Source organism: Aquimarina rubra (assembly GCF_042684305.1).
GTDB classification, from domain to species: domain Bacteria; phylum Bacteroidota; class Bacteroidia; order Flavobacteriales; family Flavobacteriaceae; genus Aquimarina; species Aquimarina rubra.
Map to the genome: position 1 here is coordinate 286,093 of NZ_JBHULE010000035.1, position 25,609 is coordinate 311,701.

The window sequence follows — 25,609 nt, forward strand, 5'->3', positions numbered from 1 at the left end:
TAGAAAAAAATAAAATAACACTTGCGCCATTAAAAAATAGTTGTATTTTTGCATCCGCAATTAGACAAACAACTATGGCCCGTTCGTCTATCGGCTAGGACGCCAGGTTTTCATCCTGGTAAGAGGGGTTCGATTCCCCTACGGGCTACGAATTAAAAAAAAATTGCAAGTTTAGAGTGAAAGCTATAAATTTGCAATCCTTGAAAAAGGAAAAAGGCCCGTTCGTCTATCGGCTAGGACGCCAGGTTTTCATCCTGGTAAGAGGGGTTCGATTCCCCTACGGGCTACGAATTTTATAGTAAAGAAATTTAACAAAGAAAAGATGGCAAATCATAAGTCAGCATTAAAGAGAATTAGAAACAGTGAGACTAAGCGTCTTAGAAACAAGTACCAGCATAAAACTACACGTAATGCTATTAAAAAATTACGTGAAGCTGATAAGAAAGAAGCTGAGACTTTGTTTCCTTCTGTAGTTTCTATGATTGATAGATTGGCAAAGCGTAATATTATCCATGATAATAAAGCAGCTAACCTTAAATCTAAATTAGCGAAGCACGTAGGCGCTCTTTAATTAGAAAGAGTTTTAACGATATATAAGCTTCTTCACTTTTGTGAAGAGGCTTTTTTTGTTTTGAAAAAATAAATTATTTCATTCTATTTATTCTTCTCTTCAATCCATCGAGACATAAATTCTGTACTTCTCATTGTATGATGTTGTAGCATTGAACCAATGAAGTTTTGAGAACGATGGTTTTCTATGTTATTCTGTAGTTTAATTATGTGTTGAATAAACTGGTTACTATATTTTTCTTTCTGAAATAGTGTGTTGATAATTTCTATTCCGTTTTGTTGTGCTTGATACCAGATATTTTCATTATTGTATAATCTCACAGCTGCATTTGCGAATTCTTCGGGTTTGTCTTTAATAAAACCATTCCAATCAGAATCCTCTCCAAGCATTCCTTCTGCTCCAATAGTTGTTGTTACACTTGGAGTACCGCATACCATAGCTTCTGCTAATTTACCTTTGATTCCTGCTCCAAACCGCAATGGAGCTAAGCATACACGAGCTTGTGTGACAATCTCCTTTGCATTTTTTGCCCAACCCTTAATATGAAACCCTTGCTGAGGGTTATGTAGTTGAGTGGCTTTCGGAGGAGGATAAGCACCATATATATGTAATTCTACTTCGGGTAACTGCTTTCTAATTAAGGGCCATATGGTTTCTTTGAGGTGTAACACACTGTTCCAATTTGGTTCGTGACGAAAATTACCGATAGTTATAAAATGTCTTCTTTCTGCAAATTTCGGCCAGTTGTTTTTGGTTTCTTCAGTTATTGGGTCTAACAGAAAAGGTAAATAATATATAAGATTATTAGGGATGTTAAATTGTTCTTTTAAGATGTTTATTTCGATATCAGATATTATCAAAGTGAGATCAGAGCGATAGATACTTGCTATTTCTCTCTTTGTGACATCACTTTTCTTTAAATCTGAATAACTAAATGGAATTTTTGTCTTAAATGCTTCTTGTCTGGTTCTTCGGAGACTATGCAAATCTTCTGTGTTTAAAATTCTGAGCGCCTCTGGAAGATGTTTTGCAACTCTCCATCCAAATTGTTCTTCGGTCATAAATCTGTCAAATATGATAATGCTTGGATGTAATTTGTTTATGAAAGCATCAAAACTAGTGTCATTGATTAAAATATTGGTTTTGGTAACGCCAAGACTTTCTATGTCCCACATATGATCGCTTTCTGCAGCCGCACTTGCAAAGGTGATTTTGCAGTCTTTTGATAATAATAGTTCTATTAATTGGAGCATTCGGGTTCCTGCTGCCGATGAATTTGGCTCTGGCCATACGCTGCCTATGATGAGAACTTGAATCATTTGTTAGTCTTTATAGGAAATAAAAAAGCCTCAGAAATTTCTGAGGCCATAATATTATTAAAAAAAATAGTTTTTATGATAACTTAGAGAACATAGTTTCCATTTTTTCTTTCTCTTCTTGTGCTAAAGCCTCGTCAACTAAGATACGGCCACTATGCTCATCGGTAATAATTTTTTTGCGAGAAGCAATTTCCATCTGAACCTGTGGAGGGATGGTAAAGAAAGAACCTCCTGAAGCTCCACGCTCAATAGGTACAACTGCTAATCCGTTCTTTACATTATTTCTTATCCTTTTGTATGCAGCTACCAATCTTTCTTCGATATTATTTTGGAAATCTTCAGATTTAGCGATTAAAGCCTGCTCTTCTTTTTCAGTTTCTGCAAGAATAGCATCAAGCTCACCTTTCTTATGTGTAAGGTGTTTATTTCTTTCTGCAAGACGTTCTTTAGTCTGGTCTATGATCTCATTTTTCTGAACGATCTGAACCTTGAACTCTTTAATGTGTTTTTCAGATAACTGGATTTCTAGCTCCTGGAACTCAATTTCTTTGCTTAGAGAGTTGTACTCACGATTGTTACGTACATTTTTCTGTTGTTCTCCGTATTTTTTGATTAAGGATTTTGCTTCTTCGATTAGGTTTTTCTTCGTCTTGATGCTTTCATCAATAGTTTCAAGATCTGAGTTTAGTTTTTCTAATCTTTTGTTTAATCCGGCTACTTCATCTTCAAGATCTTCTACTTCTAATGGAAGCTCTCCACGTACATTTCTGATCTCATCAACTCTAGAGTCAATTAATTGCAAATCGTATAGTGCTCTTAATTTTTGCTCAACAGTAACTTCTTTCTTTGCCATATTTTATATGTATTGAATGGGATTGGTGTTTTTATCCGATAAAATGATTGCAAAATTACTGATTTTTTTTCTAAGATAGCTAACAATTAAGTTTTTTGTGTACTGCTCACTTTCATAATGTCCAATATCTGCAAGAATAAGCTTATTTTCTGCTTCATAAAACTGATGATATTTCAAATCTGCAGTAATAAATACATCTGCTCCGGCTGCTTGTGCATTTTTAATAGCGAAACTACCGCTTCCTCCTAAGACAGCAACTTTTTTAATGGGTTTGCCCAACAATGCCGAATGTCTCACGCAACCTGTTTTGAAAACCTCTTTAATATATTTTAAAAACGTAATTTCATTCATTTCTTCAGGTAACTCACCAATCATTCCCATACCAATATGTTGGTTTTTATTTTCTAAGGTTGTGATTTCGTACGCTACTTCTTCATAAGAATGATTATCGAACAAGGCTTTTAAAATTTTGCTTTCCTGATGTTTAGGATACGTAATTTGTATTTGAGTTTCTTTTTCGTGATGCGTTTTGCCAACTTCTCCTATAGAGGGATTCGCTTTTTCAGAAGCTCTAAAAGTTCCTGTTCCTTCTGAAGAAAAACTACAATGATCATAATTGCCAATGGTTCCGGCGCCGGCTTCGAATAATTTAGATCGTAGAGAATCTGCTTCTTTTTCGGGAGCAAAAGTGACTAATTTTTTTATGTTTCCGCTTTGCGGAATAAGAATTTTTCGATTTAACAACCCTAATTGCTCACACATCATATCGTTTACTCCGTGCAAAGCATTATCAAGTGCCGTATGAATAGCAAAAATGGCAATATCGTTTTTGATGGCTTTCATAACCACGCGTTCCACATAATTGGTACCATTAAATTTTTTAATGCCTTTGAATACGATCGGGTGAAAACTTACGATAAGGTTACAGTTTTTTTCGATGGCTTCATCAACTATTACTTCTAAAGTATCTAAGGTGACCAAAATTCCGGTAACTATTGTGTTTTTGTCTCCAACCAATAACCCTACATTATCAAAATCTTCAGCATAGTTTGTGGGAGCTAAAGTTTCAAGGTGTTGTATTACCTCTTTAATTTGCATTTGCGACTGTTTTTAAATATTAATGGAATGTAAAAAAACTTTTGACAATAATCAACGTTTCAAATGTTTATAATATCCTTATTAAAGGTCATATGGAGCTCTCCAGATATTTGTCGTAATATGTTTCAAAATTTTGTTATGGCTCGTTTCGTTTTATACATTTGTCACAGAAGATTAGAAACTGCAAGTTTATACGTTTGGATTTATTAAGAAAAATACTTTTACCCATTGTTCCTTTTTACTATTTGGTGACTTGGTTGCGCAATAAATTGTATGATTTAGGAATCAAAAAATCAGTTTCCTATAATTTTCCAGTGATTGCGGTTGGCAATTTAAGTGTAGGTGGTACCGGTAAATCACCTATGGTAGAATATCTTATTCGTTTATTAAAAGATAAGGTAACCTTAGCAACCTTAAGTAGGGGTTATAAAAGAGAGACTAAAGGGTTTCAATTGGTACAGATTGGTTCTACGGCTAAAGAAGTAGGAGATGAGCCATTGCAGTTTAAAACTAAATTTACCAATGTTGCTGTGGCTGTGGACGCAGATAGACGCAACGGGATATCAAGTTTGATACAATTGAATCCTAAACCAGAGGTTATTCTGTTAGATGATGCTTATCAACATCGTAAAGTAAAAGCAGGTTTTTATATTCTTCTCACTCCTTATTATGATTTGTATTGTGATGATATAGTATTGCCCACCGGAAATTTAAGAGAACCTAGTAAAGGTGCTGATCGGGCTGATATTATTGTGGTTACTAAATGTCCAAATGATTTAGGAGATGAAGCTCGGGAGATGATAACAAAGAAATTAAAGATAAAAACAACCCAAACGTTGTTATTTGCTACTATTGATTATGGAGATGATATTATAAGTGTATCTGGAGAAAGATCAGTACAGTCGTTGAAAAATATTCCATTTGCGTTGGTTACAGGAATAGCGAATCCACAACCCTTGGTTGATTATTATCAATCTTTAGGATTAGATTTTACACATATAAAATATCCAGATCATCATAACTTTACAAAAACTGAAATCGAACAGTTAAAAAAATATACCTGTATACTCACTACAGAAAAAGATTATGTAAGGTTAGTAGGCGGTTTTTCTGAAGATGTGTTGTGGTATCAGCCTATTGAGATGAAATTTATTGAAGATGCAGAAGTTTTTGATAATGTAATTCTCGATTACATAAAAAAATGAGACCTTGAAAAAGATCTCATTTATGTGTTTTGGCTAACTCAAACAAAGAAAAAATAATTCTTTATGTTGAGTTAGATATTTATCAATAGATGTGCCAAACTATTAAGAGGTAGTCTGCTTTTTTGATAATGCTTTGTGTAATTTGGTAAAAAACTCTTCCGTTTTATAAGGTTTAGGGATGATATCATTAAAACCATTATTGTAGAATTCGTCCAAATTATCGTCCAACGTTACAGCAGTTAATGCTACAATTGGTATTTCTGTGTCAAATTCTCTAATAAGTTTGGTAGCTTCGATTCCGCTGATTCCAGGCATGTGAATATCCATTAGGATCAGGTCGAATTCATTGTTTTTTGCTTTATTGACAGCAATATCTCCATTATCAGCTACATCACAAATCATTTTGTTCTTCTCTAAAATCTTTCTGGTGATGAGTTGATTGATTTTATTGTCTTCGACAACCAGAACTCTTTTGTCAACCATAACACCATAATCAATTTTCTTAGCTTCTTCCTGATAATTCGAAACAATGTCTTCAAAAACTTCAAATTTAAGGTCAAAATGAAATCTGGACCCTTGTCCAAGCTCGCTTTCTAATTTAATTTCGCTATCCATTAATGAAAGCAAGTTTTTTACAATGGATAATCCTAAACCGGTACCCCCAAACTTTCTATTAATCTGGACGGATCCTTGAGTAAAGTTTTCAAAAATGCTTTGTTGTTTTTTATCAGATATACCGACTCCATTATCTTTAATTTCGAAATTAAGGAAAACTTTATTCTCGATACGATTAATCATCTTTACTTTAATCCAGATATCACCATTTTGAGTAAATTTAATCGAGTTACCAATAAGATTAATAAGGATTTGAGAAATTTTTAAGGGATCTCCCTTGAGTTTGATAGGAATCGATTTATCGAATTCATAATGGAGTTTGTTGTTGCGATCTTTTGCAGATTTCCCTAAAGCAATTAATACATCATTAATTCTCTTTTGTAAATTAAACGAGGTATTCTCTATCTCTACTTTGTTTGCTTCTAATTTGTTTAAATCTAAAATATTATTAATCAAGGATAGTAAATATTCTCCTGAAAATTTCAGAGAATTAAGATGCTCTTTTTGATTAGGAGTAGGGCTTTCTTCTAATAGCAAATGAGTTAAACCTGTAACAGCGTACAGAGGAGTTCTGAGTTCGTGTGTTATAGTTGATAAAAACTGAACCTTTGCTTCACTGGCGCGTTCTGCATTTTCTTTTGCCAGAATAAGTTCTGTATTTTTATTTTGCAGTAGTTCATTGGCTCTTGCCCGAAGATTATTGTTTTTATATAATGAAAGAGTAAGAAGTGATAGAATTGTTATTAAGGCAATACTTAGTATGGTTGTGAGACGTCCCAGTTTTAGAGACTTTTGCTGCTGCTTATTTTCTTCTTCCAACTCCTCTATTTTAACTTTATCATCTTCCATGTTCAATTTTGCTCTGGCGTCTTGGGCGATGATTTCTTTATTGATATTAAACAAAGAATCTTTAAACTGTTGATGAGATTTTAGATTAAGAAGTGACGTATTAAATTCTTCTTTCTTTTCATAAATCTGGCTATATAATTCAAAACTTTCGGACTGTATTTCGAGATATTTCATTTCTGAACCTATCTGCATAGCCAACGCGTTAGTTGCTATTGCATCATCCAACAATCCCATTGCCATTTGAGCTCTTGCTTTATTAGTATATAGTTTAGCTTTGTAATAAGACTGTTCCAGGGCTTCTATTTTAGGAAGTGCACTATTAAAATGTTTTATGGCGTGGTCTAGTTCGTTCATCTCTAGTGCAAGCAAGCCTATGTTTATTTTTACAGGACCTTCTAGTCTTTCAAGATTGTTTTTTTCAATTAAGGAATAGGCAAGTTCCAGGTGTTTTTTCGCATTTTCAAAATCTCTAAGTTTAATGCTGATGGATCCACAAATATTATAAGAATTAGCCAATGCAATTTCATCTTTCTCTTCGATTTGAATTTTTATTGCATTTTCAATTTGTTCTTTTGCACTTTTAAGATCACCTAGTTCTAGGTATAATTCGGCTAAAACACTATTAGTTTTTGCTTTATAAGTCTTATTTTGATTTTCTACAGCTAGCTCTTTTGCCAGGGTGATATTTTCTAGAGCGGTCGCTAATTGAGCGGTATTAATAGCATGAGATGCTTTGGTTAAGTAGTTTTCAATAGAATCTTTAACTCGATTGTTTTCTTGGGTTTCTTCAGTCTGTGAAGAAGCCAGAAAACTACAGTTGATTAAGATGGCTAGTATAAAATATTTGATTTGGGTTGGCATTTTTCCTCGAAATAACTCAACTAATATAGTTATTTCTTACAAATGTTGATAATTAAATCCATTATTCTGTTACTATATCCAATTTCATTGTCATACCAACCAATAATTTTTACCATCTTTCCAATAACAGAAGTCATCAAAGAGTCAAATATACAAGAGTGTGGATTTCCAATAATATCTACTGATACGATTGGATCTTCTGTGTAGGCTAATATACCTTTTAGATGAGAGGCTGCAGCATTTTTGAAAGCATTATTAATCTCTTCTATAGAGGTTTCCTTTTTTACATTAAATGTTATGTCTGTGAGTGACCCGTCTGGAACAGGAACTCTAATTCCGCATCCTCCGATAACACTGCTAAGTTCCGGAAAAATTTTGGTTAGTGCCTTTGCAGCTCCAGTTGTGGTCGGAACAATGGATTGACTTGCAGCTCGTGCACGTCTTAGGTCACGATGAGGTTGATCGTGTAAACTTTGATCCGTGGTATAACTATGAACCGTTGTAATATAGGCTTGTTCGATACCACAAAGTTCATCGATTACTTTGATCATCGGAGCAGCATTATTGGTTGTACAAGAAGCATTGGATATTATTGTTTCGTTACCATCAAGAATATGATCATTAACTCCTAATACAATCGTTTTTATAGATTCATCCAAAGGAGGGGCAGAAAGAATTACTTTTTTAGCACCTGCTGTAATATGTGCCTGAGCAGCTTCTACGGTTTTAAACTTTCCTGTAGCTTCAACAACGATATCAACATCATATTTTTTCCAATTACAATCAATAGGATTGATCTGATTTAATAAAGGAATTGATGCCTTGTTTACAGTAATGTGGTTTTCTATATAAGAAACTTCGTGAGTTAGTACTCCATGAATACTGTCATATTTAAGAAGGTGGCTTAATGTTTTGGCATCGGCGAGATCATTGATTGCTACAACTTCAATATGTGGATGATTGATTAATAGTCTAAACAGATTACGGCCGATTCTACCAAATCCATTAATTGCTACTCTTATAGGTATATTCATTAGATCATTACTTATAAAAAATATTAGGTCAGGTGTTTTTGAGCTTTATAGGAAGAACGCACTAATGCGCCGCTTTCTACGTGTCTGAACCCCATTTCCAGGCCGATTTCTTCATATTTTTTAAATTGATCAGGTGTAATAAATTCTTTTACAGGCAAATGCCTTTTGCTAGGTTGTAGGTATTGTCCGATTGTGACAATATCCAAATTTACAGCTCTTAGGTCTTTTAGGACTTGTATTACTTCTTCTTCTGTTTCACCAAGCCCCAACATAATTCCACTTTTTGTACGAGGAATACCACTGTCTTTAAGGTATTTCAACACTTGGAGACTTTGTTCATATTTTGCTTGTATTCGAACTTCTCTGGTAAGTCTTTTTACAGTCTCCATATTATGCGAAACGACTTCTGGTTTTACTGCAATAATCCTGTCTATGTTTTTAGTTTTTCCTTGGAAATCGGGTATGAGAGTCTCTAAAGTAGTTTCAGGATTCATTCTACGAATTGCTTGAATAGTTTCTGCCCATATAATAGACCCTCCATCTGCTAAATCATCTCGATCGACTGAGGTTATTACTGCATGTTTAATATTCATAATTTTAATAGAGCGAGCAACTTTTTCGGGTTCTTCCCAATCTACTGTTTCTGGCCTACCTGTTTTAACACCACAGAAACCACAGGATCTGGTACAGATGTTACCAAGAATCATGAAAGTAGCCGTGCCTTCACTCCAGCATTCACCCATATTAGGACAACTTCCTGAAGTGCATATCGTATGTAAGTTATATTTATCGACTAGACCACGAAGTTCGGTATATTTTTTTCCTGTTGGTAGTTTTACTCGAAGCCATTTTGGTTTTCCCTTTGGAGGAGCTACGGTAGTAACATCATTGTTCATACTCAGCATTATTTTGCACAAAAATACAAAGAAAGCTTAGATTAGAATATTGTTTTAGATTTTCTTATGTTTTTTGATTTGGTTCTCAAGTATTCGATTATATTGAACAGAATATTGTATACTACAATGTATTATCAATGAGTTTTTATTTTCTAACGACCCTATTTTGGAAGTATTAACCTTATAAAACATATCGTAAAGGGAATTTTTAGATAAAAAAAATGAGAATTATGAGATTAACGGCTGTTGAATATTTTTAAGGAATACTAAAATGTTTTAAATTGATTTTCAGTTAATTATGGTCATTTTGTATTAAACATTTATGATGCTTTCAGGGATATTTTCTTAATTAACGGAAATAAGAATTATGGTAAAACCGTAAATTTATTGCGGTTTTTGTGCATAATATAATTTCTTTTCATATTTTTGACATACATAATTTTGAGTAGAAATACTTTAAATCATGGTTAAAATTAGCTTAACCCCATTTTTTATTTATTAAAAAAAAGTTAAAAAACCAAACACAAATGTCAAAAGAAGATTTAGAACAACAGAAACAGTTACAAAAAAACAGAAAACGAGTAGAAAAATGGTTAATTAGTAATCAAAAGTTTATTAATATAACCGGTATTGAAAAAGAAATATCTGCTCCTAAAGGACTCGTACAAAAATTTATTAAATACGATAAGAAAATAAATGATAAATGGATCAATCCATTACACGAGGTCTTAAAAAGAATAGCCACTTTTAGCCTTAGATAGATTGAAGTGATTTATTGAGAACAAAAAAAGAGAGTTAATTAGATTTCGAAATTTAATTAGCTCTCTTTTTTATTAGTAATAATTTCTGCAAGAAGTTTTCTGGCTCTAAGTAGTTTAACCTTCACATTATTCATAGGTTCATCTAGCACTTCAGAAATTTCCTTATAACTTAATTCCTGAAAATATCTCAGGTTTATAACTTCTTGATAATGTGGTTTAAGTTGTTTGATATATCTAAGTAATTGGGCAAGGTTCTGCTCAGTAATTAGTTTGTCCTCTGGTGTGGGAGTGTCATCTATGATCTTATACACCGCGTCATCGACTTCTGTAGTTGTTTTAGAACGGATAGAAGCATTTTTTTTTCGTAATAAGTCAATATGAATATTTTTAGAAATCTGAATCAACCAGGTTTTAAAATTATATTCTTCTTTAAACGTGTCTATTTTATCAAATGCTCTAGAAAAACTTTGAATAGATATATCTTCAGCCTCATATTCGTTTTGTGTTCTCTTAAGTTGAAAATTAAAAACATCATTCCAAAAAGTATCAAGGAGATAATTAAAAGATCCTTGCTTACCTTCTTTGGCTTTTTTTATATGTTCTGAAAGGGTTAAGAGCTCTTTTTCCAATGAAATACTTTTGAATAGAAATCTTTAGTCAATTATTTAGAGTGCTCTGTTTCATTGCAGTTTGCGTATTGATCAGGGGTCTTACCACAAAGAGAGCAAGATTCACCTTCCTTGTTTAGAAACGGGCTTTGACTTGCACAGGTGCCCGCAAATTTTCCATCTTTTTTTGCCCATAATTTAATGGCAATTCCAGCAAATGCTAACAATAAAAGACCAACAGTAAGCAATAAAAGTTTCATGTTTTGTACTATCAAAATTAGTTTGCAAAGATACAAAGAAAAATAGCTGAAATTATGATTTATAGAAAATTAGATATACACAAATCGGAAAAATGAACCTTCTTAAATAATATTGACTTCGGTTTCTAACGTAATGTCAAACTTTTCTTTTATGGTTTGCTGTATTTTTTTTGAAAGCTCTAATATTTCTTGTCCGGAAGCATTATCATAGTTTACTAATACCAAAGCTTGTTTTGCGTGTACACCGGCGTCACCCCAACGTTTTCCTTTAAAACCACTTTGTTCGATAAGCCATCCCGCCGGAACTTTGATGTTTTCTTCATCTACTTTGTAAAACGGAATATCGGGATGTGACTTTTGTAATTTGAAAAAGTTTTCTTGAGAGATTACAGGGTTTTTGAAAAAACTTCCGCTGTTACCAATTTCGTTAGGATCCGGTAATTTACTTCTTCTAATGGCAATAACCGCTTCAGAAACATCCTTAATAGTAGGATTCGTAGTGTTTTTTTCTTTCAAAGCATTTTCAATTGCTCCGTAGCTTGTATTTAAAACATGATCTTTAGTTGTTAACCTAAAAGTAACTTTAGTTATTATGTATTCTCCTTTTAATTCATTTTTAAAAATAGAGTTTCTATACCCAAAATTACAATCCTCTTTCGAGAATATTTTTTTTTCTCCGGTATGGATATGAAGTGCTTCACAACTAACAAAACTATCCTTTAGCTCTACACCGTAAGCACCAATATTTTGAATGGGAGCACTGCCTACATATCCAGGTATTAACGATAGGTTTTCCAGGCCACCAAAATTATTATCTATGCAAAATTGAACAAAATCATGCCAGTTTTCTCCTGCGTTGGCAGAGACCAATACTGAATTATTAGATTGTAGTTCGGTTGTGATACCTTTAATTGCTATATGCAGCACTAAAGCATTCAAATCTTTTGTGAGTAACATATTACTGCCACCACTAAGAATGAAAATATTCTTTTCTTTATAAACAGAAAGGGTCTCTATTAGCTCTTTTTCAGAATTGATTTTTATAAATTCTGATGCTTTCACATGAATACCAAACGTATTATGTTTTTTTAGAGATTTATTGCGTTCTATTTTCAAAAAAGATATGGTTTATATTAAGTACTATTTTCCTTTGGTTTTACACCGGAAAGATATGGTTATTTATAGTTTTACAAACTAACATTTTCTTCTGAAACCACAAAAGTTTTCTGATTGGGATACACTTCTAAAGCTAATTTGAGGATATTAACTGCTTTTTTAAGATCTCTTCTATTTAAGACATATGCTATTCTTACTTGATTGAGACCCTCATTAGGACTAGAGTAAAATCCAGAAGCGGGTGCAACCATGACAGTTTCATTATTCACGTGAAATTCATCCAAAAGCCATTTTGCAAAATGATCTGCATCGTTTATTGGTAATTCTGCGATGCAATAAAAAGCGCCGTTTGGAGTAGCTACCTTAACACCTGGAATTTGTCTTAAACCTTCTACAAGGGTGTCTCTTCTTATTTTATATTTTGCTACTGTCTCCTTATAATAGGATTCCGGAGCCTCTAAAGCGGCTTCACTAGCAATCTGTGCAAAAGTTGGAGGGCTTAATCTGGCCTGTGCAAACTTCATAGCGGTTTCCATCACACTTTTGTTTTTACTTACGATACAACCAATTCTAGCACCGCACATACTGTATCGTTTGGAAACGGAATCGACTACAATAGCGTGATCATCCAAAGTTCTTTCTTGCAATATAGAATAGTGTTCTGAATCTCCGTAGACGAATTCTCTATATACTTCATCAGATATAAGAAACAAATCATATTTTACTGCTAGTTCGGCAAGTTGTTGTATTTCTTGTTTGCTGTAAAGGTAGCCTGTAGGGTTACCCGGATTACATATAAGAATGGCCTTTGTTTTTGGTGTAATGAGTTTTTCGAATTCTTTAATCGAAGGTAAGGCAAATCCGTTCTCAATCTTAGAAATAACTGGTACGACGGTTACTGTAGATTGTGTAGAAAAACTGTAATAATTAGCATAAAATGGCTCCGGAACAATAATTTCATCACCCGGATCAGTAATGCTACCCATCGTAAAAATTAATGCTTCGCTTCCTCCTGTAGTGACTAAGATATCATCAGAGGATATGGTAATATCGTGCTTGGCGTAGTAACCAGCTAATTTTTTTCTAAAACTTTCAAAACCTGCAGAATGACTATAAGCAAGAACATCCAGTTTATGGTTTCTCACAGCATCAAGAGCTTCTATTGGAGTCTTGATGTCCGGTTGGCCTATATTAAGATGAAATATATGTTTCCCATCTTTTACGGCTTTTTCTGCAAAAGGAGCTAATTTACGAATCGGTGATTCGGGCATTGCTTTTCCTTTACTTGATATTACAGGCATTCTTTTTGTATTTATAAAGTAAAATAGCGGTAAATTTCTTAAATTATTTAGGATTTAAGTTAATTATTATCATGAATTTTCAAGTATTTTTCTATATTTAGAGGAATGGAGATTTTGTACCTGGATTTTTATCATTTTCTTAAAGAGAAAGCCCTAATTCTATTTTTTATTGTTTCTTTTACTTGTAGTGCCCAGGAAGGTTTTAAATTACCTGAAGGTGTGCGTGGTGACAAAATTAATTTTGAATTAGCTAATAACCTTATCATTATACCTGTAGAGCTTAACGGGGTTCAATTGTCTTTCATTTTAGATACAGGAGTAGGTTCTACTATTCTTTTTAGTATTGATAAAAGAGAATCCTTAGAATTAAAAAATGCTACTAAAATTTTTCTTAGAGGTTTAGGTAATGAAGCACCGGCAGAAGCTATAAAATCCACAGGTAATTTATTAAAAATAGGAGATACTTATAGTAATAATCATACCGTTTATATGATTTTTGATGAGTCAATGAACTTTTCACCCTTAATGGGATTTCCAGTTCATGGGATTATTGGTTATGATTTTTTTAGAAAATTTATTTTAAATATTAATTATTCTAAAGAAGTTATAAAAATTTTCGACCCTAAATTATATAGATATAAAAAATGTAAAAAATGTTATGTAACAGATTTAGACCTAAATAATGGAAGACGGAGACCTTTAATTAAAGCTAAATATGAAACAGATACAGGGTTGATTGATGTCAATCTTTTGCTCGATTCAGGGTCTAGTTCTGCCTTATGGTTGTTCGAAAATCCTGAGATTGATCTTACGGTTCCTAAGGATTCTTTTGAAGATTTTTTAGGAAAAGGATTCAACGGAGATATATATGGTCAAAAAACAAAGGTTAAAGGTTTGCGTATTGGGGATTATAAGGTTAAAGAGGTTACAGCATCTTTTCCTGATTCTCTTTATATACAAGGTATTTCATTAAAGGATCGTCAGGGATCTGTTGGTGGTAGTGTATTAAGAAGATTTAACTTAATTGTAGACTATCCCAATAAAAAAATAACATTTAAGAAAAATAGTTTCTTTAGTAAACCATTTCACTATAATATGAGTGGTCTTACGATTCAGCATAGTGGAGTAAGAGTTTCAAAAGATTATAATTTTTATCAAGGAGCTTCCAGGCCATCATTGGATTTTGTAACTAAAGATAACGGTAAAATCTCAATTAATGTTTTTAGAGCAAATGCAAGTACGTTCATATATTCCTTACAACCCGAATATAAAATAACAGAAGTAAGACCTGATTCGCCTGCAGCGATAGTAGGGTTGTTAAAAGGAGATAAGGTTTTAGAGGTTAATGGCAGAAAGTCTCATTTGTATAAGCTTTCTGATTTAAATGATTTGTTTTATTCTGAAGAAGGAAAGAAAATCACCATCAAAGTAGAGCGTTTGGGTGTGGAAATGAAATTTACATTTTTTCTAAAAAAAGTTATATAAAAAAAGGTTTTACAAATATTTGTAAAACCTTTTTTGGTATATCTTACTGCAACCTTAGTTCTTTTTCTCTAGAACACTTTTTGTATCATCAAGCACAGTACCTTTTATTTTGATAGCCTTAGTAGATTCTTCGGCATTAGAATATACTGTGATCGTTTTACGAATAGGTCCAACTCTTTTTGTGTCATATTTAACCTCAATAATTCCCGTTGCTCCTGGAGCAATTGGATCTTCAGGTTTTTTAGGTATGGTACATCCACAACTGGAATATACTCTGGAAATGATCAAAGGAGCATTTCCTGTATTTGTGAACTCAAACTGGCGAACACCATCACTACCCTTAGTAATTTCACCATAATCGATCACATCTGTTTTAAATTCGATTTTCGCTTTGGCATCCTGAGCGTTTAGGGTAATTCCCAGAAAACCAATAAATAAAATCATCATTACATTTCTCATAACGTAGGTTTTTATAATGTGTAAAAGTAGTTACTTTTTATCCAACTTCAAAATTGCAAAAGACTTTCACGTTGTCGTATATAATAATTACTTTTGCACTCTAAATTCCAAAAATCGGACCAAACTATGGCTTTAGCAGGAAAATATGATGCAAAATCAATAGAAGATAAGTGGTATAATTACTGGATGGAAAATAATTATTTCCATTCTGAAGTTGATGAAAGAGAGGCATATACCATCGTGATTCCTCCGCCTAATGTAACGGGAGTCTTGCATATGGGACATATGCTTAATAATACCATACAAGATGTATTGATTAGAAGAGCTCGCCTTAAAGGGTATAACGCTTGTTGGGTTCCCGGTACAGATCATGCTTCTATTGCTACAGAAGCTAAGGTGGTAGCAAAACTAAAAGAGGAAGGAATTGATAAAAATGACCTGACAAGAGCAGAATTTTTGGAACATGCCTGGGAATGGACGCATAAACATGGTGGAATTATCCTCGAACAGCTTAAAAAACTAGGTGCTTCTTGTGATTGGGAGCGTACTGCGTTCACCATGGATGACAACTTGTCGGCATCTGTGATCAAAGTTTTTGTTGATTTATATAATAAAGGTCTTATCTATAGGGGATACAGGATGGTAAACTGGGATCCTGAAGCTAAGACAACCTTGTCTGATGAAGAGGTGATTTATGAAGAAAAGCAAGGGAATCTTTATTATTTGAAGTATAAGATTGAAGGAAGTGAAGATACACTAACTATAGCGACAACCCGCCCGGAAACGATTATGGGAGATACCGCTATTTGTATTAATCCAAATGATGAACGTTTTACACATCTGAAAGGCAAAAAAGCAATTATACCTATTGCTAATAGAAGCATTCCGATTATCGAAGACGAATATGTAGATATGGAATTTGGTACAGGTTGTCTTAAAGTAACTCCTGCACATGATCAGAATGATAAGGTGTTAGGAGATAAACATAAATTAGAAGTAATTGATATCTTTAATGATGATGCTACTCTTAATTCTTTCGGATTACATTATGAAGGAAAAGACCGGTTTGTAGTTAGAAAAGAGATTGTAAAAGAATTAGAAGGTCTAGGTGTTCTTGAAAAAACGGAAACGCATCTTAACAAAGTAGGAACAAGCGAACGCACCAAAGCGGTGATAGAACCAAAGTTAAGTGATCAATGGTTTCTAAAAATGGAAGGTTTAGCTAAACCTGCGTTGGATGCTGTCTTAGAAAAAGATGTGAATCTGGTTCCTGAGAAATTTATTAATACATATCGCCATTGGATGGAAAATGTAAGGGATTGGAATATCTCTCGCCAATTGTGGTGGGGACATCAGATTCCTGCTTATTTCTATGGAGATGGTAAAGAAGATTTTGTTGTAGCAGAAAGTGGAGCAGCAGCATTGGTTTTAGCAAAAGAAAAAACCGGCAATGCTTCTTTAACTAGTGCAGACCTAAAACAAGATCCTGATGCTCTTGATACCTGGTTTTCTTCCTGGTTATGGCCAATGAGTGTGTTTAACGGTATTTTAGAGCCTGATAATAAAGAAATTAATTATTATTATCCTACCAATGATTTGGTGACGGCGCCAGAGATTTTATTTTTCTGGGTGGCAAGAATGATCATTGCCGGATATGAATATAGACAAGAGAAACCTTTTACCAATGTATACCTTACTGGTATAGTAAGAGATAAGCAGAGGCGTAAAATGTCTAAGTCTCTTGGTAATTCTCCGGATCCATTAGATTTAATTGCTCAATATGGAGCAGATGGAATTAGAGTAGGGATGCTATTAAGTTCTCCGGCTGGTAATGATCTCATGTTTGATGAAGAACTTTGTAAGCAAGGAAGTTCCTTTGTAAACAAAATATGGAATGCCTTTAGATTAATTAAAGGATGGGAGGTTAATGCTGAAATCCAGCAACCAGAAGCTTCTAAAGTAGCTATAGAATGGTATCGATCTAAGTTTCAGAAAGCTTTGGTAGAATTAGAAGATGCGTATACTAAATATCGAATTAGTGATGCGTTAATGATAACGTATAAACTAGTTTGGGATGACTTCTGTAGTTGGTTATTAGAAATGATCAAACCTGCTTATCAAGCTCCAATAGATGCTAAAACATATCAGGATGTAATCTCAATTTTGGAAGATAATTTAAAAATACTACATCCTTTTGTTCCTTTTATATCTGAAGAGATATGGCAGCAAATTGCAGATCGTACTCCAGAGGATGCTTTGATAATATCAAGTTGGCCAAAAGCTGATTCTATCGATGAAAGTTTAATTAAAGAGTTTGAGATTGCTGCAGATGTAATTTCGGGAATTAGAACCATCCGTAAAGAAAAAAACATATCGTTTAAGGATACCATTGAATTGTCTATTGTGAATAATGAAAATATTCCTGCTACTTTTGATACTATAGTATCCAAGTTGGGTAATATTTCTTCTTTAGCGTATGTAACTGATAAAGTGGACGGGGCACTTTCTTTTAGAGTGAAATCTAATGAATATTTCATTCCTATTTCTGGAACTGTTAATGTTGAAGATGAGATTAAAAAACTTACAGAGGAATTAACTTATACCGAAGGCTTTTTAAAATCTGTTCAGAAAAAACTTCAAAACGAACGCTTTGTAAATAATGCACCGGAACAGGTAATTGCTAATGAGCGTAAGAAACAGGCAGATGCAGAAGCAAAGATAGCTACTTTAAAATCTAGTTTGTCTGGTCTGCAATAGACTTTGTTGAAGAAACCGTATAAAAAAAGCTCTTTAATCATTGATTAAAGAGCTTTTTTATACGTCAGTAATGTATTTGTTTACAAGCTCTATGTATCTTAATTTAGCTTCTTCTGCGGTAAGGTTTTTTACCTGAAAAAGAGCATTGAGTTTAAATGCATTTCTAAGCTCGCTATCTCCAGATGGTGTGTAGAAACCTTCTGTGTGTGTCGCTTGTTTGTAGTGTGCATAAAAATGTAGCATAACATCAGGAGGCAATTCAATTTTAGTATTGCAAGCTTTTTCAAAAGCCTTCTCGAAAGCGATATTTAACTCCTCATTAGTCATAACTAAACATTAGCGATGATACTTTCTCCTCCTTTAACTTTTTGATTTAAAGATACATTGATCTCAGTTCCTAACGGTAAATATACATCTACTCTGGATCCAAATTTAATGAAACCGCTATCAGAACCTTGAGTTACTTTTTCGCCTTCTTCGGCATAATTTACAATTCTTTTTGCTAATGCTCCGGCAATTTGTCGATAAAGAATCTCAACAAAATTGTTTTTTACTACTACGGTTGTTCTTTCGTTTTCTTCAGATGCTTTAGGATGCCAGGCAACAAGATATTTACCAGGATGGTATTTGCTAAATTTTACTTCTCCATTAATTGGATGTCTCGTTACGTGGACATTAATTGGAGACATGAAAATAGAAACTTGTAGTCTGTTTTCTTTAAAATATTCTTTTTCGAATACTTCCTCTATCACTACTACTTTTCCATCTACAGGAGCCACAACCGTATTGTCGCTTACATCAGTATATCTTTTTGGGTTTCTGAAAAATTGTAATATCAGTATCAAAAATACCAATGTTACAGAAAATATAGCGATGATCCACTCATCTATCTGAATCGAAACATACGCTGCTGCATTAATACCAAGAAAAAGTACTATTGCTACTGAAATGATTTTATAACCTTCTTTATGAAACATGCTTTAATATTTGTAAAAATGCATATAAAAATGGACTGGCAAATATAATACTATCTAAACGATCAAAAATCCCACCATGTCCAGGCATTATTGATCCACTGTCTTTTACTCCTGCTTGCCTTTTAAATTTAGATTGTATAAGATCACCCAGAGTACCAAAAATACTCATAATTATACTTATAATCAACCAAATCATAACCGATAAAGTATTAGAAAAGACAGCAATTAGATATCCGGCTAATAAAGTAAAAAGAAAACCTCCTACAAATCCTTCGATAGTTTTTTTTGGAGATATCCGTTCTAATAACTTATGTTTTCCAAAATTTTTACCAACCAAATAAGCAAAAGTATCGTTCGTCCAAATCATCAATAAGGGTCCAGCAACCATAATGGGTTTATATTCATCATTATAGCTTGGAATAAGTGTTAAAAATAGGATAGAGGTAATAAGAAAAAAGATGCTAGTAAAGTATTTTCTTTTCTCAAACATTGGAATGATTCTTATGGTGATAAGATCTCTTACTAAAAATAGCTGAGTAATGATGGTTAGCCCTAAAACTGTATAAGTAATATACGGTGGGACTTGAAAATTTGGAGTATGAAACAAAAGAAGAAACCCAATAAATACTAAGTAAAGCCAAGTCTTTTTTAGATGAATTAATTTCTGAAACTCATATATGCAAATGATGCCAAATATTAAGAATATTCCAATGAAGGTATATTTAGAAATGAATATAGAAATTAATAATATCGAGATATAAAAAAAACCCGATAAAGACCTTGTGAGCAGTTCCTTCATATTATAAATCTTCCAGCAGCAGCAAATATAGATTTTTTGAGCTACTTCCGTAGCTTAAGAAGTCTTTTTCTTTTTGTGGCTCGAAGTTTTTAATGGTGGTGATATTGGAAGGAATTGAGTTTTTATTTTTTTCTTTGATTCCTTTTAAGCCTTCACCTATACTACTAACTAATTGGCTGGTAGATGCTAATATCACAAAATCATCCGGCAACTCGGTTAGTTTTTTCTCTCTTAATTGGTTAGAGGAAATGAGTATCGCACCACTATCAGCTATAAGATATTCGCAGGTAGCGAAGAAGAAAGAAGCTGGAGATTTTTTTACATAATTAAGATTGAATCCTGAAAACTTGTGCTCAAGTCCCATATCGAAACAACATACATCTTTTTCATACCAATCGTTCTCTAGAAGAATCTTATCAAAAGAGTCAAGTACTTCATCTTCACTATCGCAATATAAAAATTTGCCTCCATTTCTTTTGAAATTAATCATAAAGCTTTCATCAACCGGAAGATTGATTTCGGGCATATATTTACTGCGATCTTCAGCTAAACGTTCCTTACTCTTTTGGTCTGATTTAGATTTTGAGGAAAATATTCTTCTAAATAGACTCATTTTTTAGATTCGATCGGGGATTACGGGTTAACAATACCTTCAAAGATAAAAAAATCTTAACCCAATATTCTTATTAGATTAAGATTTTTTTAATTTACTAGTAAAAAACTCAATAGTTGCTTATGAAGGCTCTATTATTGTTTCTTCTTTTTTGTCGAAAGGACGTTCACCAAAAATTTTCTCCAGATTATCTTTAAAAATGACTTCTTTCTCCAACAATACTTCGGCAAGTTCGGTTAACTTATCCTTGTTATTTTCTAATAATTTAATAGCTCGCTGATATTGTTCTTCTATAATATTAGAAATCTCTTTATCAATAAGCTCGCTGGTCTGTTCGCTATAAGGTTTGGTAAAACCATATTCACTTTGACCAGAAGAATCATAATACGTTAAGTTTCCTATTTTATCATTTAGGCCATAGACGGTAACCATCGCACGAGCTTGTTTAGTAACTTTTTCTAAATCGCTTAAAGCGCCAGTAGAAATTTCGTTAAAGATTACCTTTTCTGCTGCACGGCCACCCAATGTAGCACACATTTCGTCTAGCATTTGATTAGGACGAACAATGAGTCTTTCTTCAGGCAGGTACCAGGCTGCACCTAGGGATTGCCCTCTAGGAACAATAGTTACCTTAACTAAAGGTGCTGCGTGTTCTAACATCCAACTTACAGTGGCGTGACCGGCCTCGTGGAATGCAATTGCACGTTTTTCTTCGGGAGTAACGATTTTATTTTTCTTTTCTAATCCACCAACAATTCTATCTACTGCATCTAGAAAATCTTGTTTTCCAACGGCTTTATTTCCTTTACGAGCTGCAATAAGAGCTGCTTCGTTACAAACATTGGCTATATCTGCACCAGAGAATCCAGGTGTTTGTTTTGATAAGAAATCAGTATCTAGTCCTTCTTCTTTTTTTAGGGGCTTAAGATGTACTTCAAAGATCTCTTTACGTTCTCTAACATCCGGAAGATCTACATAGATTTGTCTGTCAAAACGACCTGCTCTCATTAAGGCTTTGTCTAAAACATCAGCACGGTTGGTTGCAGCTATTACAATTACGTTTGTATTTGTTCCAAAACCATCCATTTCTGTTAAAAGCTGGTTTAGAGTATTTTCTCTTTCGTCATTAGATCCTGAGAAATTATTTTTACCTCTGGCCCTACCTATAGCATCAATTTCATCTATAAAAATAATAGCTGGAGACTTCTCTTTAGCCTGCTTAAATAAATCACGTACTCTCGATGCACCTACACCCACAAACATTTCTACAAAATCCGACCCGGATAATGAAAAGAAGGGTACTTTAGCTTCTCCTGCAACTGCTTTTGCTAATAATGTTTTTCCTGTTCCCGGAGGGCCTACTAACAAAGCTCCTTTTGGTATTTTTCCTCCTAAAGAGGTGTATTTTTCAGGGTTTTTAAGGAAATCTACAATTTCCTGTACTTCTTCTTTTGCGCCTTCTAAACCTGCTACATTCTCGAAAGAAACTTTTACATCCGTATTTTGATCAAAAAGTTTTGCTTTTGATTTACCAATATTGAATATCTGACCACCAGCACCTCCGCCTGCACCGCCACTCATTCGTCTCATAATAAAGATCCACACTCCAATAATTAGTGCAAAAGGAAGCAGTGTAATAAAAATATCTCCCCACATGTTGCTTTCAGTGTCATAACTGACCTCAGTGGATAGTCCATTTTCATTTTTTATTCTGGCGATGTCATTCTCAAAATTTTGTAAGTCTCCAAATTCAAATTCATAATCAGGATCATTCGGGCTTTGAGGTAGGATGGTGTTCTTTTTATTTTTAGAATGTTTTTCCTGACCTTTTGCTTCTTGGGTAAGAAAAACTTTAGCCTTACGTCTATTGATGATCAATACACGTTCTACTTCGCCATTACTTAAAAAGTTATTAAAATCAGAAGGAGTAGTTTCAGGAGCTGTCCCCATATTACCTCCTCCTAAAAAATTCAATGCTAAAAATCCAACAATTATAACTGCATAAATCCAATATGCACTAAATTTTGGTTTTTTATTAGGTTCTATTTTTTTATTTTCTTTAGCCATTTATGCTTTTTTTAATAGTTTGTTTCAATAGTTGTTGTTTTCGCGTCTCCCCATAATCCTTCAATGTCATAAAATTCTCTGATGTGTTTTTGGAAAACATGTACAACTACGTTTACGTAATCAATTAATACCCATTCTGCATTCTCGCTTCCCTCTACATGCCACGGTTTATCTTTAAGTGATTTACTTACTGTCTTTTGGATGGAATTAACAATGGCATTTACTTGAGTATTAGAGGTTCCATTACAGATTACAAAATAATTACAAACTGTATTTTCTATTTCTCTTAGATCTAAGATACTAATGTCATTACCCTTTACTTCTTCAATACCTTTAATAATTTGAGTTATTAACTGATCAGTACCGATTTCTTTTTTAGTCATGCATTTTTTTAATTTGTGTAAAGTTATTACTTTTTATGGTTTTAATGTTTGTATTTGCAGACATTTGTAAAAACTTTCACATCGTTATTTATGGATATAATCAAAGTTGATGCCATTGACTCTACAAATAGTTTTCTACGGGATATGAATCGTGAGAAATATTTAGAAAAACCTGTTTGTGTGGTTACAAAAGAGCAGCTAAGAGGTAAGGGGCAAATGGGTACAACCTGGCAGAGTAATCCTGGAGAAAACCTTACTTGTAGCGTGTTCATGCCTGTTAAAGGAATTGATGTGATGGATCAGTTTTATATTTCTATGACAGTTTCTTTGGCTGTTTGTGATGTTTTAGATGCACTTTTATTGCCAAAATTATCTATAAAATGGCCAAACGACATTCTGTCAGACCGATTTAAAATATGTGGTATATTGATAGAGAATATTGTTAATAATGGCAGATTACGAGGTGCAATTATTGGGATTGGTATAAATGTAAATCAGCTTAGTTTTGATAATCTTCCACGTGCAGGATCTTTAAAACAGCTTTTAGGTAAAAATTTCGATTTAGAAGAAATATTATCGGTACTATTGACAAAGCTGGAGCAACGATTTTTTGTGCTTCGCCGCTCTATTTTTAATAATCTTCAAAAGGAATACGAATCACTGCTTTTTAGAAAAAATAAACCCTCTACATTTTTGGATGCAAAGGGTGATTCTTTTGTCGGTATTATTCAGAACATTACTTCATCAGGAAAACTTCAAATACTTTTAGAAGATGAAATAATCAAAAGTTTTGATCTGAAAGAGGTAAGATTACTATACTAATTTATCCTTATAGAATTAGATCTTACTAATATTTTCACTTAATGTATTGATAAAATTCTGGATAGGATTTTTGATCATCATACCCATCATCGCATTAAATTGTCCTTCAAAAAGAAGTTGAGTAGTGCTTTTTCCATCTCCGGCATCTATGATATCAGCAGTTAACGTAAATGGTAATTTATCACTAGCTGCTCCAAGAACAACAGTCGTGTGTTCTGTACTCCCTTTCTGTTCCAAAACTATTTCGGGCATTCCTTTTAATTGGAAAAGAAATCTTGAGTCACTTAATTTTTCAAATTTTTGTTTGCTTTCCGGCATTAGCTGTTCGAAGTTTTCAACTTTGGTTAAAAAATCAAATACTTCTTGTTGAGTTTTTTCTACAGTAACTGTAGGGCTTTCTAAATTCATTGAGATTAAAAATTTATTGATTCCACTCTGCTGGATTCGTTCTCCAGCTTTGTAGCGTTTTTTGTTGTTCTTCTGTGATATAATTAGTATCTAATGCTTGTTCCAGAAGATTTTCATAATTACTTAGCGTGTGCAAAGATAATGCCGCTTCTTTAAAGTTTTCAGAAGCAATATCAAAACCATAATTGAATATTGCAACCATTCCTTTTACATTGGCATTCGCCTCATTCAGGGCTTTTACTGCATTAAGACTACTTTTTCCGGTACTGATCAGATCTTCTACTACCACTACATTTTTCCCAGAAGGTACAATTCCTTCTATTTGGTTTTTTCTTCCATGCTTTTTTGCTTCGGGTCTTACATAAATAAAAGGTAGGTTTAATTGCTCGGCAACTAACATTCCGATACCTATGGCACCGGTAGCTACGCCGGCTATTACATCAGGTTTACCATATTTTTCTTCAATAAACTTAGCAAGGTGCTCTCTTAAAAAGTTGCGAATAACCGGATATGAAAGGGTAACACGATTATCACAGTAAATAGGAGATTTCCATCCGGAGGCCCATGTAAATGGTTCTTGTGGTTGTAATTTAATTGCGTTAATTTGCAATAATAGTTCGGCAGTTTTTTTTGCTGTATTTTTATCGAAAATCATAGTTGCAAATGTATAAAGTTTTTGTGAATAATACTCCCATTATTCTGTCTTCAAAAAAAGGAATTGAGGATTATGAAACAATTCATATCAAAGATGTAGAATTTCCTAAAATAATAAGAGATATTTTAAAAAAAGAGGATGCTGGCCAAGAAGCTAAGTATCATTTTTATCATAAAACTGAAGATAAACTGTTGGAGCATTTATACGCTAAATTGCCAGTTGTGATTGCAGGAGGAGGAAAGGTTTATAACTCAAATAATGAAATCTTATTTATACGTCGTAATGGAAAATGGGATTTACCAAAAGGAAAAGTTGAGAAAAAAGAGCATTTAGAAACTGCAGCAATCAGAGAGGTAGAAGAGGAGACAGGAGTTACCGGATTAGAAATCACTAAATTTTTATACAAAACTTACCATGTGTTTAAAAGAAGTGGAGAATTTCGATTAAAAGTTACTTATTGGTTCGAAATGAAAACTGATTTTGATGGTGAACTAGTGCCTCAAAAAAATGAAGGTATTACCAAAGTAAAATGGAAAAACAGGAAAAAAGCAAAAAAAGCATTAACTAACTCTTATGCGAATATAAAAAAACTTTTTTCACACGACTATATGTCGTGATAAACGTTTAATACTTTGTTGAAGAAGTCTGTTAAATAAGGTCTTGTAACTTTTGCAATTAGAATGAGACATATGATATATATTGTTTCATTTTTTTAATTCATAACCTTTGAGGTATTATTACCAATTACAATATAAACGCATTCATAGAAGTTTTAAGGATTTCGGTACAGAACCTTTTATAGGATACCCGATAATCGTTGTTTTGTTCTACTTGATT

The 25,609-nt window shown here is 33.3% G+C and carries 26 protein-coding genes and 2 tRNA genes; 9 read left to right on the forward strand and 19 right to left on the reverse strand.

Features of this window, described 5'->3' with window-relative positions:
• The first annotated feature begins 76 nt into the window (after positions 1-76).
• From ACFSR1_RS21070 to rpsT, 3 genes are all read left to right on the forward strand, one after another.
• Positions 77-148 (forward strand) — tRNA-Glu (locus tag ACFSR1_RS21070).
• Between the two features lie 67 nt (positions 149-215).
• Positions 216-287: transfer RNA gene (locus tag ACFSR1_RS21075), tRNA-Glu, on the forward strand.
• Between the two features lie 35 nt (positions 288-322).
• A complete protein-coding gene (gene rpsT / locus ACFSR1_RS21080; protein ID WP_378295010.1) occupies positions 323-571 on the forward strand; it encodes a 30S ribosomal protein S20 in 249 nt (82 codons plus the stop codon).
• Between the two features lie 83 nt (positions 572-654).
• Here the strand turns inward: rpsT and ACFSR1_RS21085 are convergent, their stop codons facing one another.
• The 3 genes from ACFSR1_RS21085 to ACFSR1_RS21095 form a co-directional block, all read right to left on the reverse strand.
• Positions 655-1,890 (reverse strand): glycosyltransferase family 4 protein, encoded by a 1,236-nt coding sequence (locus ACFSR1_RS21085; RefSeq protein WP_378295011.1) that lies wholly within the window; start codon positions 1,888-1,890, stop codon positions 655-657.
• Between the two features lie 73 nt (positions 1,891-1,963).
• Entirely contained in the window at positions 1,964-2,743 is a 780-nt protein-coding gene (locus tag ACFSR1_RS21090) for a zinc ribbon domain-containing protein (protein WP_378295012.1), read from the reverse strand.
• Positions 2,744-2,746: 3 nt separating this feature from the next.
• Positions 2,747-3,841: a Nif3-like dinuclear metal center hexameric protein gene (locus ACFSR1_RS21095; protein WP_378295013.1), complete on the reverse strand. Its 1,095-nt coding sequence runs from the start codon at positions 3,839-3,841 to the stop codon at positions 2,747-2,749.
• 197 nt (positions 3,842-4,038) lie between these two features.
• Here ACFSR1_RS21095 and lpxK point away from each other — a divergent pair, with 197 nt between their 5' ends.
• On the forward strand, positions 4,039-5,046 hold the full coding sequence (gene lpxK / locus ACFSR1_RS21100; protein WP_378295014.1) for a tetraacyldisaccharide 4'-kinase: 1,008 nt from the start codon (positions 4,039-4,041) through the stop codon (positions 5,044-5,046).
• A gap of 102 nt (positions 5,047-5,148) precedes the next feature.
• Here the strand turns inward: lpxK and ACFSR1_RS21105 are convergent, their stop codons facing one another.
• From ACFSR1_RS21105 to lipA, 3 genes are read right to left on the reverse strand one after another with little or no spacing between them, the layout of a single operon-like run.
• The gene (locus ACFSR1_RS21105) at positions 5,149-7,371 is read right to left on the reverse strand and encodes an ATP-binding protein (protein ID WP_378295015.1); all 2,223 of its coding nucleotides are present in this window, start codon (positions 7,369-7,371) and stop codon (positions 5,149-5,151) included.
• Between the two features lie 29 nt (positions 7,372-7,400).
• A complete protein-coding gene (gene gap, locus ACFSR1_RS21110; protein ID WP_378295016.1) occupies positions 7,401-8,405 on the reverse strand; it encodes a type I glyceraldehyde-3-phosphate dehydrogenase in 1,005 nt (334 codons plus the stop codon).
• A gap of 23 nt (positions 8,406-8,428) precedes the next feature.
• Complete coding sequence (gene lipA / locus ACFSR1_RS21115; RefSeq protein ID WP_378295017.1) at positions 8,429-9,301, reverse strand: lipoyl synthase; 873 nt, start codon at positions 9,299-9,301, stop codon at positions 8,429-8,431.
• 527 nt (positions 9,302-9,828) lie between these two features.
• Between lipA and ACFSR1_RS21120 the strand changes: the two genes are divergently transcribed.
• Positions 9,829-10,062, forward strand: coding sequence for a hypothetical protein (locus ACFSR1_RS21120; protein ID WP_378295018.1), 234 nt, complete (start codon positions 9,829-9,831; stop codon positions 10,060-10,062).
• Between the two features lie 56 nt (positions 10,063-10,118).
• Here the strand turns inward: ACFSR1_RS21120 and ACFSR1_RS21125 are convergent, their stop codons facing one another.
• The 4 genes from ACFSR1_RS21125 to ACFSR1_RS21140 all read right to left on the reverse strand — a co-directional run bounded on the left by ACFSR1_RS21125 (position 10,119) and on the right by ACFSR1_RS21140 (position 13,347).
• Entirely contained in the window at positions 10,119-10,697 is a 579-nt protein-coding gene (locus ACFSR1_RS21125) for an RNA polymerase sigma factor (protein WP_378295425.1), read from the reverse strand.
• A 26-nt stretch (positions 10,698-10,723) separates the two neighbouring features.
• On the reverse strand, positions 10,724-10,930 hold the full coding sequence (locus ACFSR1_RS21130) for a membrane or secreted protein (RefSeq protein WP_378295019.1): 207 nt from the start codon (positions 10,928-10,930) through the stop codon (positions 10,724-10,726).
• Positions 10,931-11,032: 102 nt separating this feature from the next.
• Positions 11,033-12,046: a UDP-N-acetylmuramate dehydrogenase gene (murB, locus tag ACFSR1_RS21135; RefSeq protein WP_378295020.1), complete on the reverse strand. Its 1,014-nt coding sequence runs from the start codon at positions 12,044-12,046 to the stop codon at positions 11,033-11,035.
• A 71-nt stretch (positions 12,047-12,117) separates the two neighbouring features.
• Positions 12,118-13,347, reverse strand: a complete 1,230-nt coding sequence (locus ACFSR1_RS21140; protein ID WP_378295021.1) for a pyridoxal phosphate-dependent aminotransferase — start codon at positions 13,345-13,347, stop codon at positions 12,118-12,120.
• 105 nt (positions 13,348-13,452) lie between these two features.
• Here ACFSR1_RS21140 and ACFSR1_RS21145 point away from each other — a divergent pair, with 105 nt between their 5' ends.
• Entirely contained in the window at positions 13,453-14,832 is a 1,380-nt protein-coding gene (locus ACFSR1_RS21145) for an aspartyl protease family protein (RefSeq protein ID WP_378295022.1), read from the forward strand.
• 54 nt (positions 14,833-14,886) lie between these two features.
• Here the strand turns inward: ACFSR1_RS21145 and ACFSR1_RS21150 are convergent, their stop codons facing one another.
• Positions 14,887-15,291, reverse strand: coding sequence for a DUF1573 domain-containing protein (locus ACFSR1_RS21150; RefSeq protein ID WP_378295023.1), 405 nt, complete (start codon positions 15,289-15,291; stop codon positions 14,887-14,889).
• A gap of 126 nt (positions 15,292-15,417) precedes the next feature.
• On the opposite strand from ACFSR1_RS21150, the gene ACFSR1_RS21155 reads away from it, so the two are divergent.
• Complete coding sequence (locus tag ACFSR1_RS21155) at positions 15,418-18,048, forward strand: valine--tRNA ligase (RefSeq protein WP_378295024.1); 2,631 nt, start codon at positions 15,418-15,420, stop codon at positions 18,046-18,048.
• A 57-nt stretch (positions 18,049-18,105) separates the two neighbouring features.
• On the opposite strand, the gene ACFSR1_RS21160 is transcribed toward ACFSR1_RS21155, so the two are convergent.
• The 6 genes from ACFSR1_RS21160 to rsfS form a co-directional block, all read right to left on the reverse strand.
• A complete protein-coding gene (locus tag ACFSR1_RS21160; RefSeq protein WP_378295025.1) occupies positions 18,106-18,375 on the reverse strand; it encodes an acyl-CoA-binding protein in 270 nt (89 codons plus the stop codon).
• 2 nt (positions 18,376-18,377) lie between these two features.
• On the reverse strand, positions 18,378-19,025 hold the full coding sequence (locus ACFSR1_RS21165; protein ID WP_378295026.1) for a phosphatidylserine decarboxylase family protein: 648 nt from the start codon (positions 19,023-19,025) through the stop codon (positions 18,378-18,380).
• Positions 19,015-19,824 (reverse strand): phosphatidate cytidylyltransferase, encoded by an 810-nt coding sequence (locus ACFSR1_RS21170; RefSeq protein ID WP_378295027.1) that lies wholly within the window; start codon positions 19,822-19,824, stop codon positions 19,015-19,017. Before ACFSR1_RS21170 ends, ACFSR1_RS21165 begins: the two co-directional genes overlap by 11 nt.
• A gap of 1 nt (position 19,825) precedes the next feature.
• Entirely contained in the window at positions 19,826-20,437 is a 612-nt protein-coding gene (locus ACFSR1_RS21175; RefSeq protein ID WP_378295028.1) for an LUD domain-containing protein, read from the reverse strand.
• Positions 20,438-20,557: 120 nt separating this feature from the next.
• Complete coding sequence (gene ftsH, locus ACFSR1_RS21180) at positions 20,558-22,504, reverse strand: ATP-dependent zinc metalloprotease FtsH (protein ID WP_378295029.1); 1,947 nt, start codon at positions 22,502-22,504, stop codon at positions 20,558-20,560.
• 11 nt (positions 22,505-22,515) lie between these two features.
• The gene (gene rsfS / locus ACFSR1_RS21185; RefSeq protein WP_299213551.1) at positions 22,516-22,887 is read right to left on the reverse strand and encodes a ribosome silencing factor; all 372 of its coding nucleotides are present in this window, start codon (positions 22,885-22,887) and stop codon (positions 22,516-22,518) included.
• Positions 22,888-22,977: 90 nt separating this feature from the next.
• On the opposite strand from rsfS, the gene ACFSR1_RS21190 reads away from it, so the two are divergent.
• Positions 22,978-23,709: a biotin--[acetyl-CoA-carboxylase] ligase gene (locus ACFSR1_RS21190; protein WP_378295030.1), complete on the forward strand. Its 732-nt coding sequence runs from the start codon at positions 22,978-22,980 to the stop codon at positions 23,707-23,709.
• Positions 23,710-23,724: 15 nt separating this feature from the next.
• Here ACFSR1_RS21190 and ACFSR1_RS21195 read toward each other — a convergent pair whose 3' ends face one another.
• Together ACFSR1_RS21195 and pyrE are read right to left on the reverse strand one after the other, a co-directional pair.
• Entirely contained in the window at positions 23,725-24,117 is a 393-nt protein-coding gene (locus ACFSR1_RS21195; protein WP_378295031.1) for an SRPBCC family protein, read from the reverse strand.
• A gap of 13 nt (positions 24,118-24,130) precedes the next feature.
• Positions 24,131-24,772: an orotate phosphoribosyltransferase gene (gene pyrE / locus ACFSR1_RS21200; RefSeq protein WP_378295032.1), complete on the reverse strand. Its 642-nt coding sequence runs from the start codon at positions 24,770-24,772 to the stop codon at positions 24,131-24,133.
• A gap of 8 nt (positions 24,773-24,780) precedes the next feature.
• On the opposite strand from pyrE, the gene ACFSR1_RS21205 reads away from it, so the two are divergent.
• Positions 24,781-25,389, forward strand: a complete 609-nt coding sequence (locus ACFSR1_RS21205; RefSeq protein WP_378295033.1) for an NUDIX hydrolase — start codon at positions 24,781-24,783, stop codon at positions 25,387-25,389.
• The last annotated feature ends 220 nt before the right edge of the window (positions 25,390-25,609 follow it).